Origin of the sequence: Pseudomonas lurida, assembly GCF_002563895.1 — a bacterium.
Lineage (GTDB): Bacteria > Pseudomonadota > Gammaproteobacteria > Pseudomonadales > Pseudomonadaceae > Aquipseudomonas > Aquipseudomonas lurida.
The window spans coordinates 4,881,214-4,903,866 of record NZ_PDJB01000001.1 but is presented as its reverse complement, the minus strand read 5'-3'; the positions used below and the strand labels follow the sequence as shown (position 1 = coordinate 4,903,866).

Below are 22,653 nucleotides of genomic sequence, written 5' to 3'. Positions count from 1 at the left end.
CACTATAGATTGGCGTTCACGCAATCAATATTGGCGTTTGCGCACATGCTCAATGCAACCACGCACTACTCACTGGATTACCCAGACCTGTCGCTGATCCTGGCCCTCGTGCGCGGCGGCACCCTCGCCCGGGCGGCGGCATTGTTGCGGGTGGATGTGTCCACGGTGTTTCGCGCAGTGCGGCGCCTGGAGACGGCGCTGGGCCAGACGTTGTTCGAAAAAAGCCGCGCCGGTTACCTGCCCACGAGCCTGGCGAGTAACCTGGCGCAGCAGGCGGAACGTGCCGAGCAAGCACTGGAAGCTGCGCGCATTGGGGTGGAGCAGGGCGGTGAAGTGATCAGCGGCACGGTGCGCCTGACCTGTACCGATTCGGTGCTGCAGGGGTTGCTGTTGCCGGCCCTCGCGCAGTTCATGTCGCATTACCCGGCGCTGACCCTGGAGCTGAGCACGTCGAATGATTTCGCCAACCTCAGCCGCCGCGACGCGGATATCGCCCTGCGCCTGACCAAGGCGCCGCCCGAGCACCTTGTCGGACGTTGCCTTGGCAGCGTGTCATACCAGGTCTGCGCCAGCCGAGGTTTCGTCGAGCAACACGCGGGCCGTGAGTTGGCCGACCTGCCTTGGATCGCCCCGGATGATTTCTTGCCCGATCACCCGACGGTCGTCTGGCGTCGCGAGCACCTGCCCGGTGTGCGCCCCAGTTATCGCTGCAACAGCATGCTGTCGGTGACCGAATTGGTACGGGCGGGGCTGGGTGTGGCGGCATTGCCGGACTTTCTATTGGGGGAAGGCCTGCAGCCACTGGGGCCCGCATTGGCGGGGCACAATACGGCGCTGTGGTTGCTCACGCGCCCGGATTGTCGAGCATTGCGCTTGGTGGTCGCATTGTTCGATGAGCTGGGCCGGCATGTGCGGTTGCCTTAGGCTTTTCGCACAAAGTGCTCATGCATTTCGCACGTGAGGCTTTCGATATGTTCGGTCAGTTGTTTGGTCATTTCCGTGAGCCGGGTGTTTTGCTCCAGCAGTTCCAGTAACTGCTTGGTGGTCTGCGCAGCCTGGGCCTGGCGCTCGCTGTTGGCGATTGCCAGCGCTTCGCGGTGTTGTGCGTCGGCATCGGACTGGGCTTTGTCGCGCGCCGCCTGGCGGGTCTGGGCCAGCAGGATCAGCGGCGCGGCATAGGCCGATTGCAGGCTGAAAGCCAGGTTGAGCAGGATGAACGGGTACACGTCGAAATGCGTGATACCGGTCATGTTCAACACCACCCACAACACCACGAGCGCAGTTTGTGCGCCAAGGAACGTGGGCGTGCCAAAGAAGCGCGCGAAGGCTTCGGCCTTGAGGGCAAAGGTGTCGTTGCCGAAGGTCGGCGCCAAGTGGGCGTGGGCGCGGTGGAAGCGCAGGTGGTCGACAGGGGCGGCTTCAGGCTTTTCTGGGGTCATGGTGGGCTCGGATCATCGACAAATAGACAATGAAGCACTATAGACCGAGCCCCCGGCCGCCCGCATGAAGATCGTCTCAGTGAGCGCCACGCTCATTGGCAAACGCACTCACCGCCTGTACGGCCTCACCGGTGCCTTCGCGAATCTGCAGGATGACCGTACCGGCGCGATTGGCCAAGTCCACGCCTTGCGCGGCGCGGTCGCGGGTACCGTCCATGCTGTGGATGGCCTCGCGGGTTTCATCCTGGATCATCGCGATCATGCTGGAGATTTCTGCCGTCGAACCACTGGTGCGCGCTGCCAGTTGCCGTACCTCATCGGCCACCACGGCAAACCCGCGACCCTGCTCGCCCGCACGCGCCGCCTCGATGGCGGCATTGAGTGCCAGCAGGTTGGTCTGGTCGGCGATGCCGCGAATGGTATTGACGATGGTGGAGATCTGCTGCGAGCGCTCGCCCAGCTTGGCGATCTTCTGTGAAGAACTGTCGATGTCCGCGGCAATGTCGCGCATGCCGCTGGCCGTTTGCTGGATCACGTCGGCGCCCTTTTCGGCGATGTCCCGGGTGTTCAGGGAGATGTGGTACGCCTGGGCGGCACTGGCGGCGTCGGCGGCATGTTGTTGCACCCTGGCGGTGATGTCCGAGGCGAACTTGACCACTTTGCACAGGCGCCCGCTGGCGTCGTACACCGGGTTGTAGTTGGCTTCGAGCCACACGGTCTGGCCGTTTTTATCCACGCGCTCGAACTGGCCGCTGAACAATTCACCCTGGTTCAGGCGCCGCCAGAAATCCTCGTAGGCCGAACTGTTGGCCAACGCTTTCGTGCAGAACAGGCGATGGTGCTGGCCCTGGACCTGCGCGAGGGTGTAACCCATGCGCTGCAGGAAGTTCGTGTTGGCGGTGATGATGGTACCGTCGAGGTTGAATTCGATCACCGCCATCGCCCTGCCGATGGCTTCCAGCTTGGCGTTCGCTTCGCTTTCGGCCTGCAGGCGCGGGGTGACGTCCATGGCGTACTTCACCACTTTGGTCACGTGCCCCTCTTCATCTCGCACTGGGTTGTAGCTGGCTTCCAGCCACACCGACTGACCATCGCCGGCCACCCGTTCAAAGGTGCCGGACTGGAAAAGGCCATTGCGCAGGTTCGACCACAGCTGGTTGTACTCGGCGCTGCGAGCGAATGCCGGGGTACAGAACATCCGATGGGGTTGGCCCTCGACCTGTTCGGCGCGGTAACCCATGGTCTGTAGGAAATTGGCATTGGCCCGCAGCACGTTGCCCTGCAGGTCGAATTCGATCACCGCCATGGAGCGCTCGATGGCGTCCAGCAAACTGGCATGTTGGGCAAGGGTGTGTTGCAGCGAATGTATGGTTTTTTTATGTGCGTTAAATAACATGTTCGGGTGCTCGGGCAAGCAGACTGCTGGAGTTTCCTTGGGTATGCGCCTGCCCCCGTAAGGCATGCGCCATACGGTTGACTTGCTCATTGTCAGCTTCCTTGTGCCGACAGAGGGGTGGACAACGGATTCAGAGTGATAAGCCTGACAAGAAGTTCGCCCCGAAGGCAGGACCTTTTTTGGGTAGGCGACCAATGGTGGCATTATGCTTTCTTGCGGCGCGCAGGCAGGAAGATTCGGACGAGCTGTCGTCGCACTGTTTCAGGCGGAGTAGGCAACCCTTTCGTCGCTCACGTTGACCCGGTTACGCCCCGTGTCTTTCGCCGTATACAGCGCCCGGTCCGCTGCATTGAGCCACATGGCGGCATCGGTAAACGACGGCTGGAACCCCGCCAGGCCAATGCTCAGGCTTACGCGCAGTTCAGGGATCTGCGGGTTACGGTAGTTACTAAAGGTTTCGCGTATGCGTTCCATGACCTCAGCGGCCTTTTCCAGCGGCATTTTCGGAAGAATCACGCAGAACTCATCGCCGCCGTAACGCCCGGCCAAGTCGTTTTCCCGAAGGCTGCGCCGCAGCTCCAGGCTCAGTTGGCGCAGTACGGCGTCGCCGACGATATGGCCGTGGGTGTCATTGATCTGCTTGAAGTGATCGATATCGATCAAGGCGATGGTGGCGTGGCTCTGCTGTTGCTGGCACTTGTGGAACTTGAGGTGCAGCAGGTCTTTCCAGGAACCGTGATTGAGCAGGCCGGTGAGGCTATCGATGCGGCTCAGTGCGCTGAGGGCACGTTTGTGTTCCGAGAGTTTGATCGCCAGTTGGTAGCAGACCATGCCGATGGCCATGGGGTAGAGCGTGAGCATGGGCAGGCAGGCGTAGACCTGGACCAGGCTGACCGAAGGGTTGAACTGCACGCCGAACAACAACGCGCCTGCCCCCGCGCCGAGCAACTGGGCTCCTGCGCCGCGTATTAACAGGCGCTTGCCACCGGCGGCGACGTTGTTCATGGCGACCATCGACAGCAGGGTCACGGTGGTCAGCGGGGTGAACTGCAGCGTCGCGGCCCAGAACCCGCTGAACAGCGCGTCATACATCAGGTTGCGCTGTTCGGCGTCGTAGGGAAATTTAGAGCGGGTTGCCAGTTGATAAGCCAGATGTGGCCAGGCGAAAGCGTTGACCAGCAACAATGCCCAGACCCAACCCGGCATCGCGAGCGGATACAGCGCAGCGATGACGCTGATACAGCACATCGCCGTGCCGATAATCCTTGGCTTGTAGATTCGCCGGGCAAAGGACAGCCCTTTGCCTTGTCTGTTTTCCATAAATTCCTGGGTCAGCTTTTTGCAGAAACGACGACACGCGTTCGCAGGCTTAGCCGTTGATCGGATAAAGCCTATGAATATTGTCAGTTATTCGTGCGGGAATAATCAGTGTCCTTCCAGGCCATTTGCGCAAAACAGAGGGTGAATGCGTCAAAAACGACCTGAAATGTCGTTCACACAACAGGATTACGGCTCGCGAGACGGGGTGACTTCGTAGCCGGCCAGGAACAGGTCGATGGCTGACTCGATGACGCTGGCTTGGCTGGCAGCGTCCAAGGTGGGTTGGCCGAGGGTAATCTGTGGCCAAAAGGCAAAGGCCTTGAGCAAGCTCTGGATCTGGTGGGCGGCAAATGCCGGGTCGGGGCAGTTGAGTCGGCCGTCTTCCTGGGCGGCCCGTACCCACTGGGTGAAGCCTTCTTCACGCTTGCTCAGGCGGGTGACCATGTCTTGCGCACGCTCTGGCGAATGGATAGTGGCGGCAATCGCGACCCGGGCCAGATCGAGGAAATTGGCGTCCGACATCATTTTCATCTTTGCCTCCAGCAACCCGCGCAATTGATCGCGCAGCGGACGCTCGCTGGTGTAGCTGACGTCAAGCTGAGCGACGCTGCTGGCCCAGAGTTGATGCAGGATTTCGGCGAATAATTCTTCCTTGCTGGGGAAGTGGTTGTACACCGTGCGCTTGGATACGCCAGCGGTGGCCGCGATCTTGTCCATGCTGGTGACCTCGAAACCGTTCGCGCGAAACTCGGCGATAGCCGCGGCCACGATGGCTTCGCGTTTACGGTCGGTGAGGCGTTGTGGGGCAGTCATGGGTGGCGCTCGGCTCTTCAGGGAAAGGAAAGTTACACTCGGTAGTTTACTTGCTCCGGATTTTGTTGCAATCTTGAAACTACACTGTGCAGTGTAATTTATGAGCGAGCCGTAGGAGTCACCCGGTAATGGCCACCCTCTCATCCCGTGTCGATTCATCGCCAGCCACGCGCAAACCTGCCGAGCAGGACCAGAAGCCTTTCAGCAATGATGCTCCCGTGCAGCACGGTGGCTTTGGCAAGACCTTGCGCATTTTCTGGAACATGCTGTTCAACAAACCGCGCAGCACGCGCCCGGTGGGGCAGATTCCGGTGCAACCGCTGACTCGCGAGCAGCTGCTAGCCGCTCCGGATCACAGCGTGTTCCGTCTTGGGCATTCCACCGTTTTGCTCAAGATGCGCGGAAAATTCTGGGTCACCGACCCGGTGTTCGCCGAGCGCGCCTCACCGTTCAGTTGGGCCGGCCCCAAGCGTTTCCACTTGCCACCCATCAGTCTTGAGGCGTTACCGCCCTTGGAAGCGGTGATTCTTTCCCACAATCACTACGACCATCTTGACCGCAAGGCTGTCGTCCAATTGGCCGAGAAAACCCGCTATTTTCTTGCTCCGTTGGGCGTGGGCGACCTGTTGGTCAAGTGGGGCGTGGAGGCCAGCAAAGTGCGCCAATTGGATTGGTGGCAGGGCACTGAAGTGGATGGCATTCGGTTTGTCGCCACACCTGCGCAGCATTTTTCCGGGCGCGGGCTGTTTGATGCCAACCAGACACTGTGGTGTTCCTGGGTGATGATCGACGGTGCCCGGCGGATTTTCTTCAGTGGCGATACTGGCTACTTCGACGGCTTTAAACGCATCGGCGAACAGTACGGCCCCTTTGACCTGACACTCATGGAAACAGGTGCTTACAACGTCGATTGGCCCCATGTGCACATGCAGCCCGAGCAAACCCTGCAAGCCCATATCGACCTCAAGGGGCGGTGGCTGCTGCCGATCCACAACGGCACCTTCGACCTGGCCTTCCATGCCTGGCACGAACCGTTTGACCGCATCATGGCCCTGGCTTGGGAGCGCAACGTGTCGATAACCACACCGGCGATGGGGCAGGCGTTCAGCTTGAATCAGCCTGAGCGTGGCGGGGCGTGGTGGCTGGAGGTGGAACCGAAAGGCGCGCAAGAGCACATCGCCGGTTGACGGCAGGCGTGTCGGAAAAAAGGAGGTTTCCGGGTGTTTCTAGGCGGTTCCAGCCCTTGGACGAGGGTGCGATGATCCTGCGGAAAGTCACTTCCGCAGGGCTGTCAACATGGACATCGAGTGTAAGAAAAATTGGCAGTCGGGCATGCCTTGTCGATCTGGCCCACCGTCACCTGTGTTACCGGAGAGGGTGGGGCTGACAAGAGCGCCACCGACCCCCTCCACCGATGCAGCGAGCCCGGGCAGTATCGCTTTCGGCGCGCCTTCCGGCAGCGACAGGCATTTATCGGGCGGCATTTACATTCCTGGTTACAGCGCACCGGCCTTCCCTGTGAAACCTGTGCGTGATCCATCGTTATCGCTGGTCGCCTTGAGTGGCATCGACCCTTCGGGGCCGGTCATGGTGGAGGTGCCCCTGGTGCAGAACAACACCACCTTCACGCCAGACCGAAGCGTAACTGGCCTGCGCGTGGGGGTTGCAGGACCCTACGAGCGAGGCGATGGGCATTCCCCTATCGAACACCGCGCGCTGTTCGTGCGGGCGCTGGAAAACCTGCGCCTGGCCGGGGTGGAACGGGTGCCGGTTCCTGCACTGTGTGTGGATGACACGCTGCAATTCAACCTGCACACCCGCCATGCAATCGATGCACTTTTCAGTCAATATCGATTGGATGCGCTGGTGTCCGACAGCCAGAGTGCGGCATTTGACCCTGCCTGTTGGGTGGGTTGTCCCAGGCTTGGCGAGCCACTTGGGGACGGTACAACGCTGTGGTTCTATGGCGAGCGGGGGTCGAAGGGGGCGCTGCCGAACCTGGTGCAGGCGTATCGCAGTGCCTGCCGGCTGACGGCGGTACAGGGCAGGCTACCTGGCGCGCTGAATAATCCCACGTTTTAAACGGTATGCGTCGCGCTGTTGGGAAGGCGAGGGTTTTTTAGACTGGGGCATGGATCAATGGCGGTCCTTCGTCGTTTCTTACTCCCCAAGAGGTCTTATGTTCTCTATTGCCTATGGCTTGGGCTTGATTGCCCGGCAAACCCTGCAAACCTTCGCCGGCGACGATTCTCATGCGACCTCAAAGCCCGTTCCGCCCGGTACCGAGTCCCTCAGCGTCAGTGAGCTTGGCCGGCAAATGGCCCTGCCGGGTGGGCTCCGCTCCGCCGATCTGGTCAGTTACCTGCAGGAACGGATTCGCAGGTTGGACCCGCAACTGCGTTCGGTGATTGAACTCAACCCTGAGGCACTTGAGACCGCGCGCGAGTTGGATCGCGAGCGCGCCAGCGGCAAGGTGCGCGGGCCACTGCATGGTATTCCCGTGTTGCTCAAGGACACCATCGAAACGGCAGGCATGCAAACCAGTGCGGGGGCGTATGGCCTTGTTGGCGAAACGGCAGGCAGGAATGCGCCGTTGGTTGACCACCTGATCCGGCAGGGCGCTGTGATCCTGGGTAAAACCAATATGACCGAGCTGGCCGGGTTTCGTGGTGGTCCCGATGGCTGGAGCAGCCGTGGCGGGCAAACCCGTAACCCGCATAAGCCGGGTGCCGACGTCGGAGGTTCCAGTTCCGGGTCTGCCGCCGCGGTCGCGGCAGGGTTGGCGCCCTTGGCGGTAGGGTCTGAAACCAATGGTTCGATCATTGTGCCAGCAGCACGCAATGGTGTTGTGGGGCTCAAGCCCACGGTTGGCCTACTGAACCGCAACGGGATTATTCCCGCGAGTCAGCATCAGGATGCGCCGGGCCCGATGGCTCGCTCAGTGTTCGATGTTGCATTGATGCTCAATGCCATGTCAGGCAGTGATCCTCAGGACCCGGCGAGCGTGGGAGCGCCCCAAGGCGTCGATTACACCCGGTTACTGGTTCCAGGCGCGTTGAAAGACAAGCGTATCGGCTACCCCGCGACGTTTTCCGCAAACGGCGAAACCCTGTCGGTCGACAACAGTACCCAGTTCAGCCGGACACTCAAGGTGCTACGCGAGCAAGGCGCGGTATTGGTGCCGATCAATCAGCGCCTGGCCGACGCATCACGCTACGACGAGTTGCTGCTCTCGGACGTGAAGGACGAGCTTAATGCTTATCTGGCCAAGCGCCCGGGGCTGCCGGTGAAGTCACTGACCGAACTGATCAAGTTCAACGACGAACGCGATGGTGCGCAAGCAGACCATCAGCCAGTGCTCAAGGACGTTAATGCCGCTACCCTGACGGCGGAACAGCGCAAGCCCCTGTGGAACGCGCTTATCCAGGATTTTCGCAGTACCGTGGATGACCCGATCCAGTTGCATAACCTCGACGCTGTGGTCTCGGATTTCGAGACCAACAGTTACTTCGGCGTCGCGGCTGCTGGCTATCCAGGCATCGCCGTGCCTTCGGGTGTCGATGAGGACGGTCTACCCACCAGTGCCTATTTCTTCGGCACCCGTTGGGCCGAACCTACCTTGTTGGCAGTGGCCTACGGTTATGAACAGGCAGCCCAGGTGGCTATCAGGCCGGAGCCTTGACCCCGTACGGTTTACACCCAAGTAGATGGGAGAGGCCGAGACCCTCACTTGCCCGGTGAGGCGACTGGACGCTACGCACCGTTCGGTTGAGGGGTTGGGGAGTCAAGTGACGCCGAAGTGGTACCGATCAAACGAGAGATGATTCCTCGCGCTGCGGGCTCGGTTGCAGCGGTGTCAAACCGGCGTGCACTCATCCCCCACCCCGGCGCAAAACCCGGGAAAAACACCAGCCCTTCAGCCTCCAGGCGAAACGCCAACGCCAGGCGGGTTTCATCACCCACGTCGCACTGACTTTCAAACTGTTGGACCGCTTCGACCGCCACGCCAGCCTGAAGCGCCAGGTGTTCCCGGCTCCAGCCCAACATCGCACGGGCCTGTACGCTGTGCTTGGCGGTGAATTGATGCAGGACGATCTGCTGTTCTACGAAAGAGCTCATTGCCAGAGAGGACATGGGGTTTCTCCAGGGTTCGACGGGGGAGGGCAAACTATACTGTGTTTTTGTACAGTTGTTTTGACCGCTCATCAACTGGATTTTCAACGACCCACTATTCCAGCCCCGGTGCCTCGCGAATGATCAGGTGATCCAGGTTCTCGATATTCGCGCTGAACACGCCAAACGTCTGCTCGGGGTTTTTCTTGCTGGGCACCTGTTTAAACGTCGGCGTCACGCCATAGAAGAAGCAATACAGCGTCCGTTCGCTGTCTACCGCCGCCTTGATCTGCTCCAGGAATGCCTTGCGCTTGCAGTAGTTATCGATGAGTTTTTTGCTCAGGTAGACGTTGACCGAGTAGGGCTTCTTGTCGAGCCATACCTTTTTTTCGAAGTCGATGCGAAAGCTGCTTGTGTAGTCCTTGATCGCCTTGATCCTGCCCCAATAGATCAAGCCTTTGTTGTCTTGCAGGTATTCGATCTTTTTGAAAAACGTCCAGTAGGTCGCCGTGTGGTCGCCGATCTTCAACGGCATGGACTTGAGTGTGTCCTTGTCGTCGATATTCGACACAAAGCATTCCACCGGGTGAGCGAACACGCTGGTTTTATCCGGGGGGCTGTCATTGGAACCAGGTGATGCGGTGGCACGGCTTGACGGTGCTTTCGCTGGCTCCTGTGGGACGCTTGCTTCGGTGCTCACCAAGGGGGCCGTGCGTGCATATTGCCGACGGGTGAGTACAAATTCCGATGGGAAGTTTTCCTCGCGCTCGTTGTCACCTTCCCCGGTCGCAGTCTTGTGGGTGCTGGCGTAGCGACAACCGTCGATGTGCCGGGTGCTGGTCTTGTTCTTGAAGTGCGGCGTGCGCAGGTAATTGACGTTTTTTGCGTTGAACGTGCCCAGCGCATTGTCCGCATCAAACGCTGCCCGGCAGTCATCGTTGGGGCAGAGGAAACGCTCCTTGTCGGAGTCGAAATCGGCGGTTTCGTCGAAATTCAGGTCTCGGACGTCGTAGATCGACAGCTTGTCGTCGAGACTCAGGCTGTAGGCCGTGTCGAATTTCATGGGGCTCGGGTCCGTGAGAAGTTTTGCTATTAATAGCGGGATCCCGCGTAAATATCAGCAAGAACCTGCGACCCTTCGCCCGCTCAAGAAGCACAACGTTCCCCCTATCGCCGTCAATGCACCCAGCGCATAGAACATGCTGGCCGGCGCCGCATTGATCAGCAGATAGCCGCAAATGACCGGGCTCATCGCTCCGCCGAACGCCGCGAGGTTCTGCGCGCCGTAGTAGCTGCCGCGCAGTGCATCAGGGGCAATGGTGTCGATGAACAGGAACTCGGAGGGGTAGATGATCATTTCGCCCAGGGTGAATACGAACATCGCCAGGCACCAGGTGACGAGGCTGTCCGCGAGGCTGAAGCCGATCAGCCCGGCAATGAACAGCAAGGTGCCGAGCACGATCCAGTAGCGCAGTTGCTCACGCTTGAGGAAGCGGCCGATCTGGTACTGCATCAAAATCACGGTGATGGCGTTGCAGGCCAGCACCGCAGACAGAATCTTCAATGCCTCGGCAGGCTTGTAGGCCACTAGCAAAAACTGCGACAGATACAGGGTGTAGCGCCCATGGACAATGGTGCTCAGCAGGCTGCCGCTGGTGAACAGGATCAGCGTGCGGTCGCTGCGCAAGGTGCGCAGGGTGGTGAGGAAACTCAATGGCTTGTTGCTGTCATCCCGCTGGGTGGGCGGGATGCCGATCATCAGGAACAGGCTGCCGAAGGCGATCGCACTGGCGATCAGGAACGGTGCCAACGGCATGTGGCCGGCAATCACCACACCGACCATGGGGCCAGTGGCGTAGCCGACGTTGGTCAGGGTATAGCGCAGGGAAAAGACCTTGGCGCGGTCGCCTACCGGCAGGTTCTCGCTGATGATGGCTTTGGAGCCAATCAGGAACAGCGCCGACGCAGCTTCGGTGATGACCAGGGTCAGGGTCGTGAGGTAGAGGTTGCTGGCAAAGGTCAGCAACAGAAAACCGATGGAGCTGGAGAGCATGGCCAGGATCAGCAGCTTGCGCTTTTCCAGGCGGTCGATGATGTAGCCGCCGTACAGGCCCAGCAATGTCGCGATAAACACCGCGATGCCCATCAACAGGCCGATGTCCTGCTGGTTCAGGCCCAGGCGGGTGCTCAGCAGCAAGGCCAGCAACGGGCTGGTCATGGCGCGGCTGACCACGATGGTCACCGAGCAGATCATCAGGCGGCGGATTACCAGGGAGTAGGTGGCCACGGTGGGGCGGATGTCCTTGTTATGTTCTCTAGGTAACACTCATCAAACGTGAGGGAGCTGGCTTGCCTGCGACAGCGATGAGCCAGCTTGCACATGCGTTGCCTGGCCCACCGTTATCGCAGGCAAGCCAGCTCCCACCTGCAGATTGCGTTACTGGCCGGCGTTGATGGTGATCTTCTCGACGGCACCTTGCTCTAGGTCCCATTTCTTCAGGATCTTGCCGTACGTCCCATCATCAATCATGCCCTGCAACGCTTCACTGATCGCCGTGACCAGTTCCGTGTTGCTCTTCTCGATCCCCAGCCCCGTGAATTGCTTGGAAATCGCCAAGCCCACCGGCTTGTACTTGCCCTTGTCCAGCGACATCAGGTAAGGGATGGTCTCGCTGCCCTGCATCGCCGCATCCAGGCGATTCTGCTGCAACTGCGCCCGTGCATCCGCCGAGCCTTCTGTGCCGATGACTACGATCGCTGGCTTACCCGCGGCTTCGCAGTTTTCCTTGCTCCAGGCGGCAATTTCCGACGGCCAGGTGGTACGGCGGCTGGTGCCGACTTTTTTACCGCACAGGTCAGTCAATTCCTTGAGGTCTTCACGCTTGGCCAGGGTGTACAACTGCGGGCCACTGGTGAAGTAGTCGATGAAGGTCACCGCCTTCTGGCGTTCGGCGGTGTCGGTCATGCCCGACAGCACGATGTCCACGCGCTTGGTGGTCAAGCCGCTGAGCATTTGTTCGAAGCCGGTTTCCTGCCATTTGATCTTCACGCCCAGGCGCTCGGCCAGGGCGTTGCCCAGGTCGAAGTCCAGGCCGGTGATCTTGTTGGTGGCCGGGTCCTTGAAATCCATTGGCGGATAGTTCGGCACGATGGCCGCGCTGATCTCACCCTTTTCCTTGATTGCCGCCGGCAATGCCGCGAAAACAGCGGAGGAGGCCATCAGGCCTGCGAGCAACGTTGGGATAAACAATTTTTTCATGGGGGCGTTCTCGTTAGTTTTTTAGTTAAGTGCGAACGGCAGAAATAAAGCTTTGGGTACGCGGGTTTTGTGGGCTTATTAGAATTTCTTCCGGGCTGCCGGCTTCCACAATCTGGCCGGCGTCCATGAACACCATGCGGTTGGAGACTTCGCGGGCGAAGCCCAATTCATGGGTGACCACGATCATGGTCATGCCGGTGGTGGCCAGGTCGCGCATCACCGACAGCACTTCGCCGACCAGTTCCGGGTCGAGGGCTGAAGTAGGTTCGTCGAACAGCATCAACTTGGGACGCATCGCCAACGCACGGGCAATCGCCACGCGCTGTTGTTGCCCGCCGGACAATTCCACCGGGTAGGCATTGCGCTTGTCCGCCAGGCCGACGCGGGCCAGCAGTTCCAACGCGTCTTCGATGGCTTCCTTGGGCGAGCGCTTGAGTACCTGGCAGGGGCCTTCGATGATGTTCTGCAACACGGTCATGTGCGGGAATAGATTGAAGCGCTGGAACACCATGCCGGTGGCCAGGCGCTGGCGGGCGATCTGCACTTCATTCATCTCATGCAGCTTGTTGCCGACGACGCGGTAACCCACCAGTTCGCCGTCAACCCACAGGCCGCCCTTGTCGATTTTTTCCAACTGGTTGACGCAGCGCAGCAACGTGCTTTTACCGGAACCCGACGGGCCGATGATGCACATGACTTCGCCTTGCTCGACCTCGATATTGATGTCGCGCAGCGCGTGATACTGGTCGTAGTACTTGTTCAGGTTGACGGCCTTGACGATGCTTCTCATGGGGCAAATCTCCTCAACCCAGACTTACGAACGCTTGCCGGCGCCGCGGGCAAAACGACGCTCGAGGCGGCTTTGACCAAATGAAAGAACAGTCACCACCGCCAGGTACCAGATGCCGGCCACAATCAGCAGCTCCATGACCCGCGCGTTGGCGTAGTAGATGTTTTGCGCGTTGTGCAGCAGCTCCGAGTACTGGATCACGCTGGCCAGGCTGGTCATTTTCACCATGCTGATGAACTCGTTGCCTACCGGCGGGATGATCACTCGCATGGCCTGCGGAAGAATGATCCGGCGCAGCGCCTGAAGGCTTGGCATGCCGATGGACTTGGCCGCTTCGTACTGGCCGGTGTCGACGGAGAGCAAACCGGCGCGCACCACCTCGGCGGTGTAGGCACCCTGGTTGATGCTCAGGCCGAGCAGGGCAGCCACGAACGGTGTCATCAGGTCGACGGTGTCGATGCTGAACAGGCCGGGAATCGCGATCACCGGGAAAATCAGCGCCAGGTTGAACCACAGCAGCAGTTGCAGGATCAGCGGCGTGCCACGGAACAGCCAGGTGTAAGTGATGGCCACATAACGCAGGATCGGATTGGCCGACATGCGCATGATCGCTGTGATCACCCCGATTACTACGCCCAACGCCATCGCCAGGATCGACATGACGATGGTGTTCACCAGGCCCCAAATAATGGCCTCGGACGTGAGGAACTGGCCGATGTAGGACCATTCGATCTGGCCATTGGCGAAAGCGCGCAACAGCGCTGCCAGCACGATCACGATCAACGTGGCAAAGAACATCCGCCCGTAATAGCGGCGCGGCACGTGTTCGTACTGGGTTATGTCGAACTGGTTCTCGGACAGCTTGCGCTCTGTTTCCAAGCGCTCGGCCGGGGTCTGGTTCATGGTGATTCTCCAAAACTGATAACGCGCTAACTGCTGTACGCGGTCCAACGGTTGAAAACCGGTCAAATGTGGGAGCTGGCTTGCCTGCGAAAGCGCCGGTGAGTTCACCCCCTCTATGCAGGCTTAAATCCGAAACCCCTGATAACTCTCAGCCCACTGCTGCTGTGCAGCCAGTGCAATCTTCAACCGGCCGATCTGCTCGCGCACTCGCTCCGGCGCCGTCCCACCCCAGCCACTGCGCGCTGCAATCGCCGCTTCCAGGGTCAGGCAGTCCCGCACTTCGGGTGTGAGACGCGCATCCACCTGCGCCAACATCGCTGGCGAGGCTTCCCACAACTCAATTTCATGCTTCTCACAGGCCTGTACTAACGCGCCAGTAATCTCATGGGCCTCCTTGAACGGCACACCACGGGTGGCTAACCAATCCGCTACCTCAGTCGCCAAGGTAAAACCCATCGGTGCCTGGCGCCGCAGCTCCTCCACCTGGACTGTCATGGTTGCCACCATCCCGGCCATGGCTGGAAGTACCAGCAGCAACGTATCCACACTGTCCAACACGCTGTGCTTGTCTTCACTCAAGTCGCGGTTGTACGACAGCGGCAAGGACTTGAGCGTCGACATCAACCCGGTCAGGTTGCCAATCAAGCGACCAGCCTTGCCCCGCGCCAATTCGGCGATGTCCGGGTTCTTTTTCTGCGGCATGATCGAGCTGCCTGTGGCGTAGGCGTCGTCCAACACCACCCAGCGAAATTGCCGCGAAGACCAAAGGCAAAACTCCTCGGACAAACGCGAAATATTCACCCCGAGCATGCCCGCCACAAACAGGAATTCCGCCACATGGTCACGGCTGGCGACGGCATCGATGGAGTTTTCGCACGGCCCGGCGTAGCCCATTTCCTTGGCCGAATGCTCCGGCTGGCGCGCAATCGCCGAACCAGCCATTGCCGCTGCGCCAAGTGGCGACAGCGCCGTACGTGCATCCCAATCCACCAAGCGCTGCACGTCTCGCAGCATCGATTGCGCGTGTGCCAGCAAGTGATGGGCGAACACAATCGGCTGCGCCTGCTGCAAATGGGTAAAACCGGGGCAGATGCTCTCGATATGCTGCTCGGCCTGTTCCACCAACGCCTGCTGCAAACTCAGCACTTCGGTGGTGATGGTGCGCGCATGGTCACGTAGGAAAAGGCGTAGATCGTTGGCGGTCTGGTCATTACGCGAACGCCCGGCGCGCAATTTGGCGCCCAAAGCGCCCAAGCGCTCGATCAATACGCGTTCGATAAAGGTGTGTACGTCCTCGTCATCCAGGGTCGGATGCAAGCGGCCGGCGGCGAAGTCATGGCCGATCTGGTCCAGGGCTTCGAGGGTGCGCAGGGTCTGCGACTCATCCAGCAACCCGGCGCGCTGCAGCTCACGGGCATGGGCGCGAGAGCCGGCCAGGTCGTAGGGCGTCAGGCGGAAATATCGCTCTGGGCAACGCGACAACGCGGCCAACGCAGCCGACGGGCCGGTCTTGAAACGAGCACCCCAAAGGCGGTCGGTGGGTTGGGACATGGGTATTCCTCACGCTTGTTTTTAGAAGAGTCGGAGGCAGTAACAATAAGTTTTCAACTAGACTGAATCAGCGTCTGACGCGCCGTATTCAAGGTTGCCAAGGGCGGATGTTTATGTTCATTATCGCCGCCTGGCTATGTTCAAGGACTGGGTTGAAGCCTGTTGAATATGGCACTTGAGGTCAACGCGTATTATGGAAACTCCACTTTCCACTTCTGGAAACCTGCCGCCAAAACCCGGCACGAGACCGCCCCTGCAGTTGAGCGGGCTGGACTTCAAATTGCTGCGCGTGTTCATGGCCGTGGTCGAAGCGGGTGGCTTCAGTGCCGCGCAAAACGAGCTGAACGTGGGGCTGGCAGCCATCAGCAAGCAGATCTCCGACCTGGAAATCCGCATCGGCATGCGCCTGTGCACACGAGGCCGGGAAGGGTTCGGGCTGACCGAAGAAGGCAAGTTGGTGTATCAGGCGTCCATCGAGTTATTTACCTCGGTGGACAGTTTTCGCGACAAGCTTAGTTCGGCGCAAAACGAGCTTATTGGCGACCTTAGTGTCGGCGTTATTGATAACACCGTGTCCGACGTTAATTCCCCGTTGATTACCGCGCTGGGCAACTTACACCGCCAATCACCAAAAATAAGATTACGCCTGCATGCCTCGCAATTGGACGAAGTTGAACGCGGTGTGGTGGAAGGGCGCTTGATTGTCGGCATCGTTCCCGTCTACCAGCGCCGCGAAGAATTCGACTACTTCCCGCTGTACGAAGAAAAGTCCCACGCCTACTGCGCCGTAGGACACCCGCTCTTCAACGAGAATGGCATCTCGCCCGAGGTGCTGCGCCAATATGAAGTGGTCAACCATCGGTATGCGATCCATCGCGACAAGGCCAACTTCGTCACCTACGACAGCCAGTCCGCCTCGGCCTCCCAGGTCGAAGCCGTCGCCATCCTGATCCTCACCGGTCGCTTCCTGGGCTTCCTGCCAGAACACTACGCCGCGCCATTGGTAAGGGAAGGGCGCCTACGCGCACTGTGCCCGGAGCAGGTCCACCTCAGCACGGCATTCAACCTGATCCTGCGCCACAACGCCCCGCGCAGCCCGATGGTCAAAGCCTTCGCCACGGCCTTGGGTGTGGACCTCAAAGCCGCGATATAACACTCAAGCCAGACACCGTCCCTCCGAGCGACAGAGATCAACTGTGGGCGGCGTCGAGCCCCAGCGAGGCTGCGAAGGGATCGCCTCGGTCTACCTGCCGATCCCACCCGCCCGCATCACCGCTGCAACCGAGCGCGCTTTTTCTTCTTCGCATGAAAGTGCCGAAAATGCGCATCCTGCGCCGCCGCCAGCAATTCCCGGTCCCCACGCGTATCGCCCCAGGCCCGCAGCCGATACTCCCCCAGGTCCCCATACACCGCCTCAAGCCGCAACACCTTGTTCTCACAGCGGCAGTTATTGCCGGTGAGCTTGCCGGTCAACACCCCGTCAACTACCTCAAGCTCAGTGCCAATCAACTTGATCCCAAGCCGATCGGCAAACGGCTGCAACACCAACGCCGGCGACGCCGAGCACAGCGTCACCACTGCCCCCGAGCCCAACTCCTGCTCCACCGACAGTACCCCGGCCGGTCGCATCAACCGCGCCCAATTGCGCTGGCAATACTCCTCGGCCTTCTGCTGTACCCACGCCTTTTCCACCCCTGTCATGAAGGTGCGGATCAGCTGCGCCTTCAATTCATCCCGGCTGAGCTGCCTCAGCAAAAAGCGCAGCCCCGGCACCGCCAGCTTGACCATCCGGCCATAAAACTCGCCGGTGCCAAAGGCAAACTTGAGGAATGGCACGAAACTGTCGTGGTGGGTCAGGGTGCCGTCGAAGTCAAAGACGGAAAGTACTTTGGCGTCTGCGGGGCCGGCTTCGAGCATGTCTGGGTTCACGGGTTGGCCTCGGTCCTATCTACTGTTTTTTTTGAGTGTGCATCAGGTGTGACAGCAGGAGTTTACTCCCGTGCCAATCTTCCGACGTCGCTGTAAAGCGCTGCAGTGAAAGCGTTCCGATCACTCGATCGGTGACAACGCTGATGGCAATTGGGGCACAAGGCTACAGCATTGGTGATGCGATCCGAACCCTTCTGGGCGAGCCGCTTGAGATGATGTGCTTCAAAAAGTGGCCATTCACCACGCATAAAAAAGCCCTGAACAAGTCAGGGCTTCATCGTGCAGCTTGGCTCAGGAATCAATCCCAGCTCAGCGCGCCGCCAGTCTGGTACTCGATCACACGGGTCTCGAAGAAGTTTTTCTCTTTCTTCAAGTCCATGATCTCGCTCATCCATGGGAACGGGTTGGTGGTACCTGGATACTCTTCCTTCAAGCCAATCTGCGACAGGCGACGGTTGGCGATGAACTTGAGGTAATCCTCCATCATCGCCGCGTTCATGCCCAACACGCCGCGCGGCATGGTGTCACGTGCGTATTCGATCTCCAGCTGCGTCCCCTGCAGGATCATCTGGGTGGCTTCTTCCTTCATCTCGGCATCCCACAGGTGTGGGTTTTCGATTTTGATCTGGTTGATCACGTCGATACCGAAGTTCAAGTGCATCGACTCATCGCGCAGGATGTACTGGAACTGCTCGGCGACGCCGGTCATCTTGTTGCGGCGGCCCATGGACAGGATCTGGGTGAAGCCGCAGTAGAAGAAGATGCCTTCCAGGACGCAGTAGTAGGCGACCAGGTTGCGCAGCAGTTCCTTGTCGGTCTCGACGGTGCCGGTTTCGAACTTCGGATCGGAGATCGAGCGGGTGTACTTCAGGCCCCAGGCTGCCTTTTTGGCGACCGATGGAATCTCGTGGTACATGTTGAAGATCTCGCCTTCATCCATGGCCAACGATTCGATGCAGTACTGGTAGGCGTGGGTGTGGATCGCTTCTTCGAAGGCCTGGCGCAGGATGTACTGGCGGCACTCCGGGTTGGTGATCAGGCGGTACACGGCCAGCACCAGGTTGTTCGCGACCAGGGAGTCGGCGGTGGAGAAGAAGCCGAGGTTGCGCATGACGATGCGACGTTCGTCGTCGGTCAGGCCTTCGGGGTTTTTCCACAGGGCGATGTCGGCGGTCATGTTGACCTCTTGCGGCATCCAGTGGTTGGCGCAGCCGTCGAGGTACTTCTGCCAGGCCCAGTCGTATTTGAAGGGCACGAGTTGGTTGAGGTCGGCGCGGCAGTTGATCATGCGCTTTTCGTCAACGGCGACGCGGGCGGCGGAGCCTTCGAGTTCAGCGAGGCCTTCGGCGACGTCGAGTTTGTCCAGCGCAGCCTTGGCGCGCACGATGGCGGCGGAGTCACTGGCGGTGACGGCGCGGGCTTCGATGGCGGCGGCGGCGCCGGCACCGTCGAGGCGGTCCATGTTGGCTTCGGTGGCGTGGCCGGCGTTGGCGCCTTTAGTGGCTACTTCGCCTTCTTCTTCTTTGTCGAACTCGTCCCAGCTCAGCATGACGTGTCGTCTCCTGCGTGAGGGCTCAAAGGTGCCCGTGTGAAACCGGATGGTTGGGTGTTCACACGGCCCCAGGGCCGCGGTGGATCTTAAGGAATCGTTTGTTGCAACAGCTAGCGCAGGCATTAAACGGAATTGGGTAACGGGTGCTCTGCGTGAGGCTTGAGGGGCGGAGCGACAGATGCGTGCTCCAGCGGAGGCCTCAGGTCTGGCTCTTCATCCCGGTGTAAAGGGATATTGCAGGCCCGGTTTACCCGCGCATTGTAGGGGAAAAAAACCGGCTTGTGTTGGGACGGATGGTCACGGAGAGCGGCCAGAATGGCGTGTTTTTCGGCCAGAGTGCGGGTTTATAAGGCTTTGCTGGGGTTGGATTTTTTTGACGGGCGGTGGGATGTTTTTTACAGGCTCGGGGAGAGAGGGGGGTGGGAGGCTTTGTGGGGTGGGTATGGCTGAAATCGCCATCGCTGGCCAGCCAGCGCCTACAGTGGGATCGGGGTGTATTCGCAGCCGGCGCTTTGCCGCAAGAACAATTTCTTGCGGCGAACAAGATCCTACTAACGAAGTTGTTATCCGTTAGAGCAACCGTTGCCCATGACATGGTAATTAAGAATATGGCGCTGGCCGTGCGAATCTTCATATTCCATCTTGACCGGTACAACTTCGCATACTTCTGGGATGTTACTCATGGACACGACTTTGGCGACGTCCAGGTGGGTGCTGTAAGTGTAGTCCTCAACGATCGGTGTGTTCCGGCTAGCTACGTCAGTCGGGGCTTCGTCGGCCAGGGCGGCGGTTGCGCACAAGCTGCTGAGGGCCATAACTACTAAAGCTTTCATTTCTCTATTTACCTTATTTAGGTCGAATGGGGTCACGGGGCCCTTGTGAGGCCGCGTGTGTAACTAAGAGTTGGGAAGTTCAGATTAACGTTGCCTTCGTGGGGGCGGTTGCGTTGTTAATCACAGTGCCGTGTTGGCGGAGTTGATTTTAGGCCCCCAGGTTATATTCATATACCCGTACTTTTGATAAACACTATTGGCGGTTTTTGTAACAATCCCGTGGTAAAGCTTTTTTCACTCAGGCGCAATCCGCCACGGTCCGCGGGCTAGAGCTGCACAGGGGCATATCAGGGTAATTTGTAGGGGCTTGTTACTACCATCGTCGAATGGTTCTATAGGCCCGCCCCGGCTACAACAGGGCATACAAAAACAACTATGTCACCGAGGTAAGAAAGATGAGTGCGGCTTCCCTGTACCCCGTTCGCCCCGAAGTAGCAGCCAACACGCTGACCGACGAGGCGACCTACAAGGCCATGTACCAGCAGTCGGTGGTCAACCCCGATGGCTTCTGGCGCGAGCAAGCCAAGCGCCTCGACTGGATCAAGCCTTTCACCACGGTGAAGCAGACCTCGTTCGACGATCACCATGTCGACATCAAGTGGTTCGCCGATGGCACCCTGAACGTTTCCTACAACTGCCTGGACCGTCATCTCGCCGAGCGCGGCGACCAGGCGGCAATCATCTGGGAGGGCGACGACCCTTCCGAGAGCCGCACCATCACCTACCGCGAGCTGCATGAAGAAGTCTGCAAGTTCGCCAACGCCCTGCGTGGCCAGGATGTGCACCGCGGCGACGTGGTGACTATCTATATGCCGATGATTCCCGAAGCCGTGGTTGCCATGCTGGCCTGTACCCGCATCGGTGCGATCCACTCCGTGGTGTTTGGCGGGTTCTCGCCGGAGGCCCTGGCCGGTCGTATCATCGACTGTAAGTCGAAGGTGGTGATCACTGCCGACGAAGGTATCCGTGCCGGTAAGAAAATTTCCCTCAAGGCCAACGTCGACGACGCCCTGACCAACCCGGAAACCAGCAGCATCCAGAAGGTCATCGTGTGCAAGCGCACCAATGGCCAGATCAAGTGGAACCAGCATCGCGACATCTGGTACGAAGACCTGATGAAAGTGGCGGGCACCGTGTGTGCGCCCAAGGAGATGGGCGCCGAAGAAGCGCTGTTCATCCTCTACACCTCCGGTTCCACCGGCAAGCCCAAGGGCGTGCAGCACACCACCGGCGGCTACCTGCTGTACGCAGCCCTGACCCACGAGCGCGTGTTCGACTACCGCCCTGGCGAAATCTACTGGTGCACCGCCGACGTCGGCTGGGTCACTGGCCACACCTATATCGTCTACGGCCCGCTGGCCAATGGCGCGACCACGCTGCTGTTCGAAGGCGTGCCTAACTACCCGGACATCACCCGGGTGGCGAAGATCGTCGACAAGCACAAGGTCAATATCCTCTACACCGCGCCGACCGCGATCCGCGCGATGATGGCTTCCGGCACCGCTGCCGTGGAAGGCGCCGATGGCAGCAGCCTGCGCTTGCTGGGTTCGGTGGGCGAGCCGATCAACCCGGAAGCCTGGGACTGGTACTACAAGAATGTCGGCCAATCCCGTTGCCCGATTGTCGACACCTGGTGGCAGACCGAAACCGGCGGCAACATGATGAGCCCGCTGCCGGGCGCCCATGCGCTCAAGCCGGGCTCGGCGGCACGGCCGTTCTTTGGTGTGGTGCCGGCGCTGGTCGATAACCTCGGCAACCTGATCGAAGGCGCCGCCGAAGGTAACCTGGTGATCCTCGATTCGTGGCCAGGCCAGGCACGTACGTTGTACGGCGATCATGACCGTTTCGTCGACACCTACTTCAAGACCTTCCGTGGCATGTACTTCACCGGTGACGGTGCGCGTCGCGACGAGGACGGTTACTACTGGATCACGGGTCGCGTGGACGACGTGTTGAACGTGTCCGGCCACCGCATGGGCACTGCCGAGATCGAGAGCGCCATGGTCGCCCACCCGAAAGTCGCCGAGGCGGCGGTGGTGGGTGTGCCGCACGACATCAAGGGGCAGGGCATCTATGTGTATGTCACCCTCAAAAATGGCGAAGAGCCGAACGAAGCATTGCGCCTGGAGTTGAAAAACTGGGTGCGCAAGGAGATCGGGCCGATTGCTTCGCCGGACGTGATCCAGTGGGCGCCGGGATTGCCGAAGACGCGCTCGGGGAAAATCATGCGGCGTATCCTGCGCAAGATTGCCACGGCCGAGTACGACGGGTTGGGCGATATTTCCACCCTGGCGGACCCAGGCGTGGTCGCGCATTTGATTGAGACGCACAAGACCATGAACGTCGCTTAAGCGCCGTTGTGGCAGCAGGAAGCCCCGCCCGGTGAATACCGGGTGGGGCTTTTTTGTGGGCGCCAGTCGGGTGTCTCTGACAACACCGGATCAAGGTGGGAGCTGGCTTACCTGCAATGAGGGTGTGTCAGGCGAAGGTGGGTTGGCTGACAGGCCGCTGTCGCAGGCAAGCCAGCTCCCACAGGTTGAACGCACTTCAAGCTAAGCTTGGTGCTCCTACAGATCTGCATAAACGCCAGGCCAATAAATATCGGCTTCTCTTGTAGGAGGTTTCTGAATGTTACCGGCTGGCACAAATGTGTAACCCGGTGCTCGAACATGAGGCAAAGCGCTACGCCCGCGCCCCGAAAAGCCGCGTTTTAGACACCCCAGGAAATAAGATTAAACGCCAGACTTGCCGTGCT

20 protein-coding genes and 1 pseudogene are annotated in these 22,653 nt (G+C 59.7%); 6 read left to right on the top strand and 15 right to left on the bottom strand.

Annotated features, from left to right (window positions below):
• The first annotated feature begins 45 nt into the window (after nt 1-45).
• On the top strand, nt 46-924 hold the full coding sequence (locus ATH90_RS22225) for a LysR family transcriptional regulator (RefSeq protein WP_098467266.1): 879 nt from the start codon (nt 46-48) through the stop codon (nt 922-924).
• Here the strand turns inward: ATH90_RS22225 and ATH90_RS22220 are convergent.
• The 4 genes from ATH90_RS22220 to ATH90_RS22205 form a co-directional block, all read right to left on the bottom strand.
• Entirely contained in the window at nt 921-1,439 is a 519-nt protein-coding gene (locus tag ATH90_RS22220) for a DUF1003 domain-containing protein (RefSeq protein WP_034108917.1), read from the bottom strand. The two genes, ATH90_RS22225 and ATH90_RS22220, sit on opposite strands and share 4 nt — an antisense overlap.
• 76 nt (nt 1,440-1,515) lie before the next feature.
• The gene (locus ATH90_RS22215; RefSeq protein WP_034108915.1) at nt 1,516-2,835 is read right to left on the bottom strand and encodes a methyl-accepting chemotaxis protein; all 1,320 of its coding nucleotides are present in this window, start codon (nt 2,833-2,835) and stop codon (nt 1,516-1,518) included.
• Nucleotides 2,836-3,096: 261 nt separating this feature from the next.
• Nucleotides 3,097-4,155, bottom strand: coding sequence for a diguanylate cyclase (locus ATH90_RS22210; RefSeq protein WP_034108913.1), 1,059 nt, complete (start codon nt 4,153-4,155; stop codon nt 3,097-3,099).
• A 186-nt stretch (nt 4,156-4,341) separates the two neighbouring features.
• Nucleotides 4,342-4,968: a TetR/AcrR family transcriptional regulator gene (locus tag ATH90_RS22205; RefSeq protein WP_098467265.1), complete on the bottom strand. Its 627-nt coding sequence runs from the start codon at nt 4,966-4,968 to the stop codon at nt 4,342-4,344.
• A 128-nt stretch (nt 4,969-5,096) separates the two neighbouring features.
• Here ATH90_RS22205 and ATH90_RS22200 point away from each other — a divergent pair, with 128 nt between their 5' ends.
• The 3 genes from ATH90_RS22200 to ATH90_RS22190 all read left to right on the top strand — a co-directional run bounded on the left by ATH90_RS22200 (nt 5,097) and on the right by ATH90_RS22190 (nt 8,650).
• On the top strand, nt 5,097-6,155 hold the full coding sequence (locus ATH90_RS22200) for an MBL fold metallo-hydrolase (RefSeq protein ID WP_034108909.1): 1,059 nt from the start codon (nt 5,097-5,099) through the stop codon (nt 6,153-6,155).
• A 340-nt stretch (nt 6,156-6,495) separates the two neighbouring features.
• Nucleotides 6,496-7,050: a hypothetical protein gene (locus tag ATH90_RS22195; RefSeq protein ID WP_211290126.1), complete on the top strand. Its 555-nt coding sequence runs from the start codon at nt 6,496-6,498 to the stop codon at nt 7,048-7,050.
• A gap of 97 nt (nt 7,051-7,147) precedes the next feature.
• Entirely contained in the window at nt 7,148-8,650 is a 1,503-nt protein-coding gene (locus ATH90_RS22190; RefSeq protein ID WP_098467264.1) for an amidase family protein, read from the top strand.
• 71 nt (nt 8,651-8,721) lie between these two features.
• On the opposite strand, the gene ATH90_RS22185 is transcribed toward ATH90_RS22190, so the two are convergent.
• The 7 genes from ATH90_RS22185 to argH all read right to left on the bottom strand — a co-directional run bounded on the left by ATH90_RS22185 (nt 8,722) and on the right by argH (nt 15,584).
• Entirely contained in the window at nt 8,722-9,102 is a 381-nt protein-coding gene (locus ATH90_RS22185) for a helix-turn-helix domain-containing protein (protein ID WP_034108905.1), read from the bottom strand.
• Nucleotides 9,103-9,196: 94 nt separating this feature from the next.
• Entirely contained in the window at nt 9,197-10,144 is a 948-nt protein-coding gene (locus tag ATH90_RS22180) for a hypothetical protein (RefSeq protein WP_098467263.1), read from the bottom strand.
• Nucleotides 10,145-10,198: 54 nt separating this feature from the next.
• On the bottom strand, nt 10,199-11,368 hold the full coding sequence (locus tag ATH90_RS22175; protein ID WP_034108901.1) for an MFS transporter: 1,170 nt from the start codon (nt 11,366-11,368) through the stop codon (nt 10,199-10,201).
• A 150-nt stretch (nt 11,369-11,518) separates the two neighbouring features.
• Nucleotides 11,519-12,340: an ABC transporter substrate-binding protein gene (locus ATH90_RS22170; protein WP_069078097.1), complete on the bottom strand. Its 822-nt coding sequence runs from the start codon at nt 12,338-12,340 to the stop codon at nt 11,519-11,521.
• A gap of 25 nt (nt 12,341-12,365) precedes the next feature.
• A complete protein-coding gene (locus ATH90_RS22165; protein WP_034108897.1) occupies nt 12,366-13,130 on the bottom strand; it encodes an amino acid ABC transporter ATP-binding protein in 765 nt (254 codons plus the stop codon).
• 24 nt (nt 13,131-13,154) lie between these two features.
• Nucleotides 13,155-14,033 (bottom strand): amino acid ABC transporter permease, encoded by an 879-nt coding sequence (locus ATH90_RS22160; protein ID WP_034108895.1) that lies wholly within the window; start codon nt 14,031-14,033, stop codon nt 13,155-13,157.
• A gap of 123 nt (nt 14,034-14,156) precedes the next feature.
• Nucleotides 14,157-15,584 carry an argininosuccinate lyase gene (gene argH, locus ATH90_RS22155; protein WP_098467262.1) on the bottom strand — a complete coding sequence of 476 codons (1,428 nt, stop codon included), beginning with the start codon at nt 15,582-15,584 and terminating at the stop codon, nt 14,157-14,159.
• Between the two features lie 193 nt (nt 15,585-15,777).
• On the opposite strand from argH, the gene ATH90_RS22150 reads away from it, so the two are divergent.
• A complete protein-coding gene (locus ATH90_RS22150; RefSeq protein WP_098467261.1) occupies nt 15,778-16,737 on the top strand; it encodes a LysR family transcriptional regulator in 960 nt (319 codons plus the stop codon).
• A 116-nt stretch (nt 16,738-16,853) separates the two neighbouring features.
• Here ATH90_RS22150 and ATH90_RS22145 read toward each other — a convergent pair whose 3' ends face one another.
• The 4 genes and pseudogenes from ATH90_RS22145 to ATH90_RS22130 all read right to left on the bottom strand — a co-directional run bounded on the left by ATH90_RS22145 (nt 16,854) and on the right by ATH90_RS22130 (nt 19,898).
• Nucleotides 16,854-17,501 (bottom strand): HAD-IB family hydrolase, encoded by a 648-nt coding sequence (locus ATH90_RS22145; RefSeq protein WP_034108886.1) that lies wholly within the window; start codon nt 17,499-17,501, stop codon nt 16,854-16,856.
• A gap of 74 nt (nt 17,502-17,575) precedes the next feature.
• Nucleotides 17,576-17,746, bottom strand: a pseudogene (locus tag ATH90_RS22140) (HNH endonuclease); the annotation flags it as partial.
• Between the two features lie 65 nt (nt 17,747-17,811).
• Nucleotides 17,812-19,062: a ribonucleotide-diphosphate reductase subunit beta gene (locus ATH90_RS22135; RefSeq protein WP_005790649.1), complete on the bottom strand. Its 1,251-nt coding sequence runs from the start codon at nt 19,060-19,062 to the stop codon at nt 17,812-17,814.
• Nucleotides 19,063-19,628: 566 nt separating this feature from the next.
• On the bottom strand, nt 19,629-19,898 hold the full coding sequence (locus ATH90_RS22130) for a DUF2790 domain-containing protein (RefSeq protein ID WP_080758312.1): 270 nt from the start codon (nt 19,896-19,898) through the stop codon (nt 19,629-19,631).
• A gap of 395 nt (nt 19,899-20,293) precedes the next feature.
• Between ATH90_RS22130 and acs the strand changes: the two genes are divergently transcribed.
• Nucleotides 20,294-22,249, top strand: a complete 1,956-nt coding sequence (acs, locus tag ATH90_RS22125; RefSeq protein WP_034108438.1) for an acetate--CoA ligase — start codon at nt 20,294-20,296, stop codon at nt 22,247-22,249.
• The last annotated feature ends 404 nt before the right edge of the window (nt 22,250-22,653 follow it).

Excerpts from the sequence above, each read along its gene's own strand:
- ATH90_RS22225 (WP_098467266.1), top strand. The coding sequence starts at position 46 with ATGCTCAATGCAACCACGCACTACTCACTGGATTACCCAGACCTGTCG.
- ATH90_RS22220 (WP_034108917.1), bottom strand. The coding sequence starts at position 1,439 with ATGACCCCAGAAAAGCCTGAAGCCGCCCCTGTCGACCACCTGCGCTTC.
- ATH90_RS22215 (WP_034108915.1), bottom strand. The coding sequence starts at position 2,835 with ATGTTATTTAACGCACATAAAAAAACCATACATTCGCTGCAACACACC.
- ATH90_RS22210 (WP_034108913.1), bottom strand. The coding sequence starts at position 4,155 with ATGGAAAACAGACAAGGCAAAGGGCTGTCCTTTGCCCGGCGAATCTAC.
- ATH90_RS22205 (WP_098467265.1), bottom strand. The coding sequence starts at position 4,968 with ATGACTGCCCCACAACGCCTCACCGACCGTAAACGCGAAGCCATCGTG.
- ATH90_RS22200 (WP_034108909.1), top strand. The coding sequence starts at position 5,097 with ATGGCCACCCTCTCATCCCGTGTCGATTCATCGCCAGCCACGCGCAAA.
- ATH90_RS22190 (WP_098467264.1), top strand. The coding sequence starts at position 7,148 with ATGTTCTCTATTGCCTATGGCTTGGGCTTGATTGCCCGGCAAACCCTG.
- ATH90_RS22185 (WP_034108905.1), bottom strand. The coding sequence starts at position 9,102 with ATGTCCTCTCTGGCAATGAGCTCTTTCGTAGAACAGCAGATCGTCCTG.
- ATH90_RS22180 (WP_098467263.1), bottom strand. The coding sequence starts at position 10,144 with ATGAAATTCGACACGGCCTACAGCCTGAGTCTCGACGACAAGCTGTCG.
- ATH90_RS22170 (WP_069078097.1), bottom strand. The coding sequence starts at position 12,340 with ATGAAAAAATTGTTTATCCCAACGTTGCTCGCAGGCCTGATGGCCTCC.
- ATH90_RS22165 (WP_034108897.1), bottom strand. The coding sequence starts at position 13,130 with ATGAGAAGCATCGTCAAGGCCGTCAACCTGAACAAGTACTACGACCAG.
- ATH90_RS22160 (WP_034108895.1), bottom strand. The coding sequence starts at position 14,033 with ATGAACCAGACCCCGGCCGAGCGCTTGGAAACAGAGCGCAAGCTGTCC.
- argH (WP_098467262.1), bottom strand. The coding sequence starts at position 15,584 with ATGTCCCAACCCACCGACCGCCTTTGGGGTGCTCGTTTCAAGACCGGC.
- ATH90_RS22150 (WP_098467261.1), top strand. The coding sequence starts at position 15,778 with ATGGAAACTCCACTTTCCACTTCTGGAAACCTGCCGCCAAAACCCGGC.
- ATH90_RS22145 (WP_034108886.1), bottom strand. The coding sequence starts at position 17,501 with ATGCTCGAAGCCGGCCCCGCAGACGCCAAAGTACTTTCCGTCTTTGAC.
- ATH90_RS22135 (WP_005790649.1), bottom strand. The coding sequence starts at position 19,062 with ATGCTGAGCTGGGACGAGTTCGACAAAGAAGAAGAAGGCGAAGTAGCC.
- ATH90_RS22130 (WP_080758312.1), bottom strand. The coding sequence starts at position 19,898 with ATGAAAGCTTTAGTAGTTATGGCCCTCAGCAGCTTGTGCGCAACCGCC.
- acs (WP_034108438.1), top strand. The coding sequence starts at position 20,294 with ATGAGTGCGGCTTCCCTGTACCCCGTTCGCCCCGAAGTAGCAGCCAAC.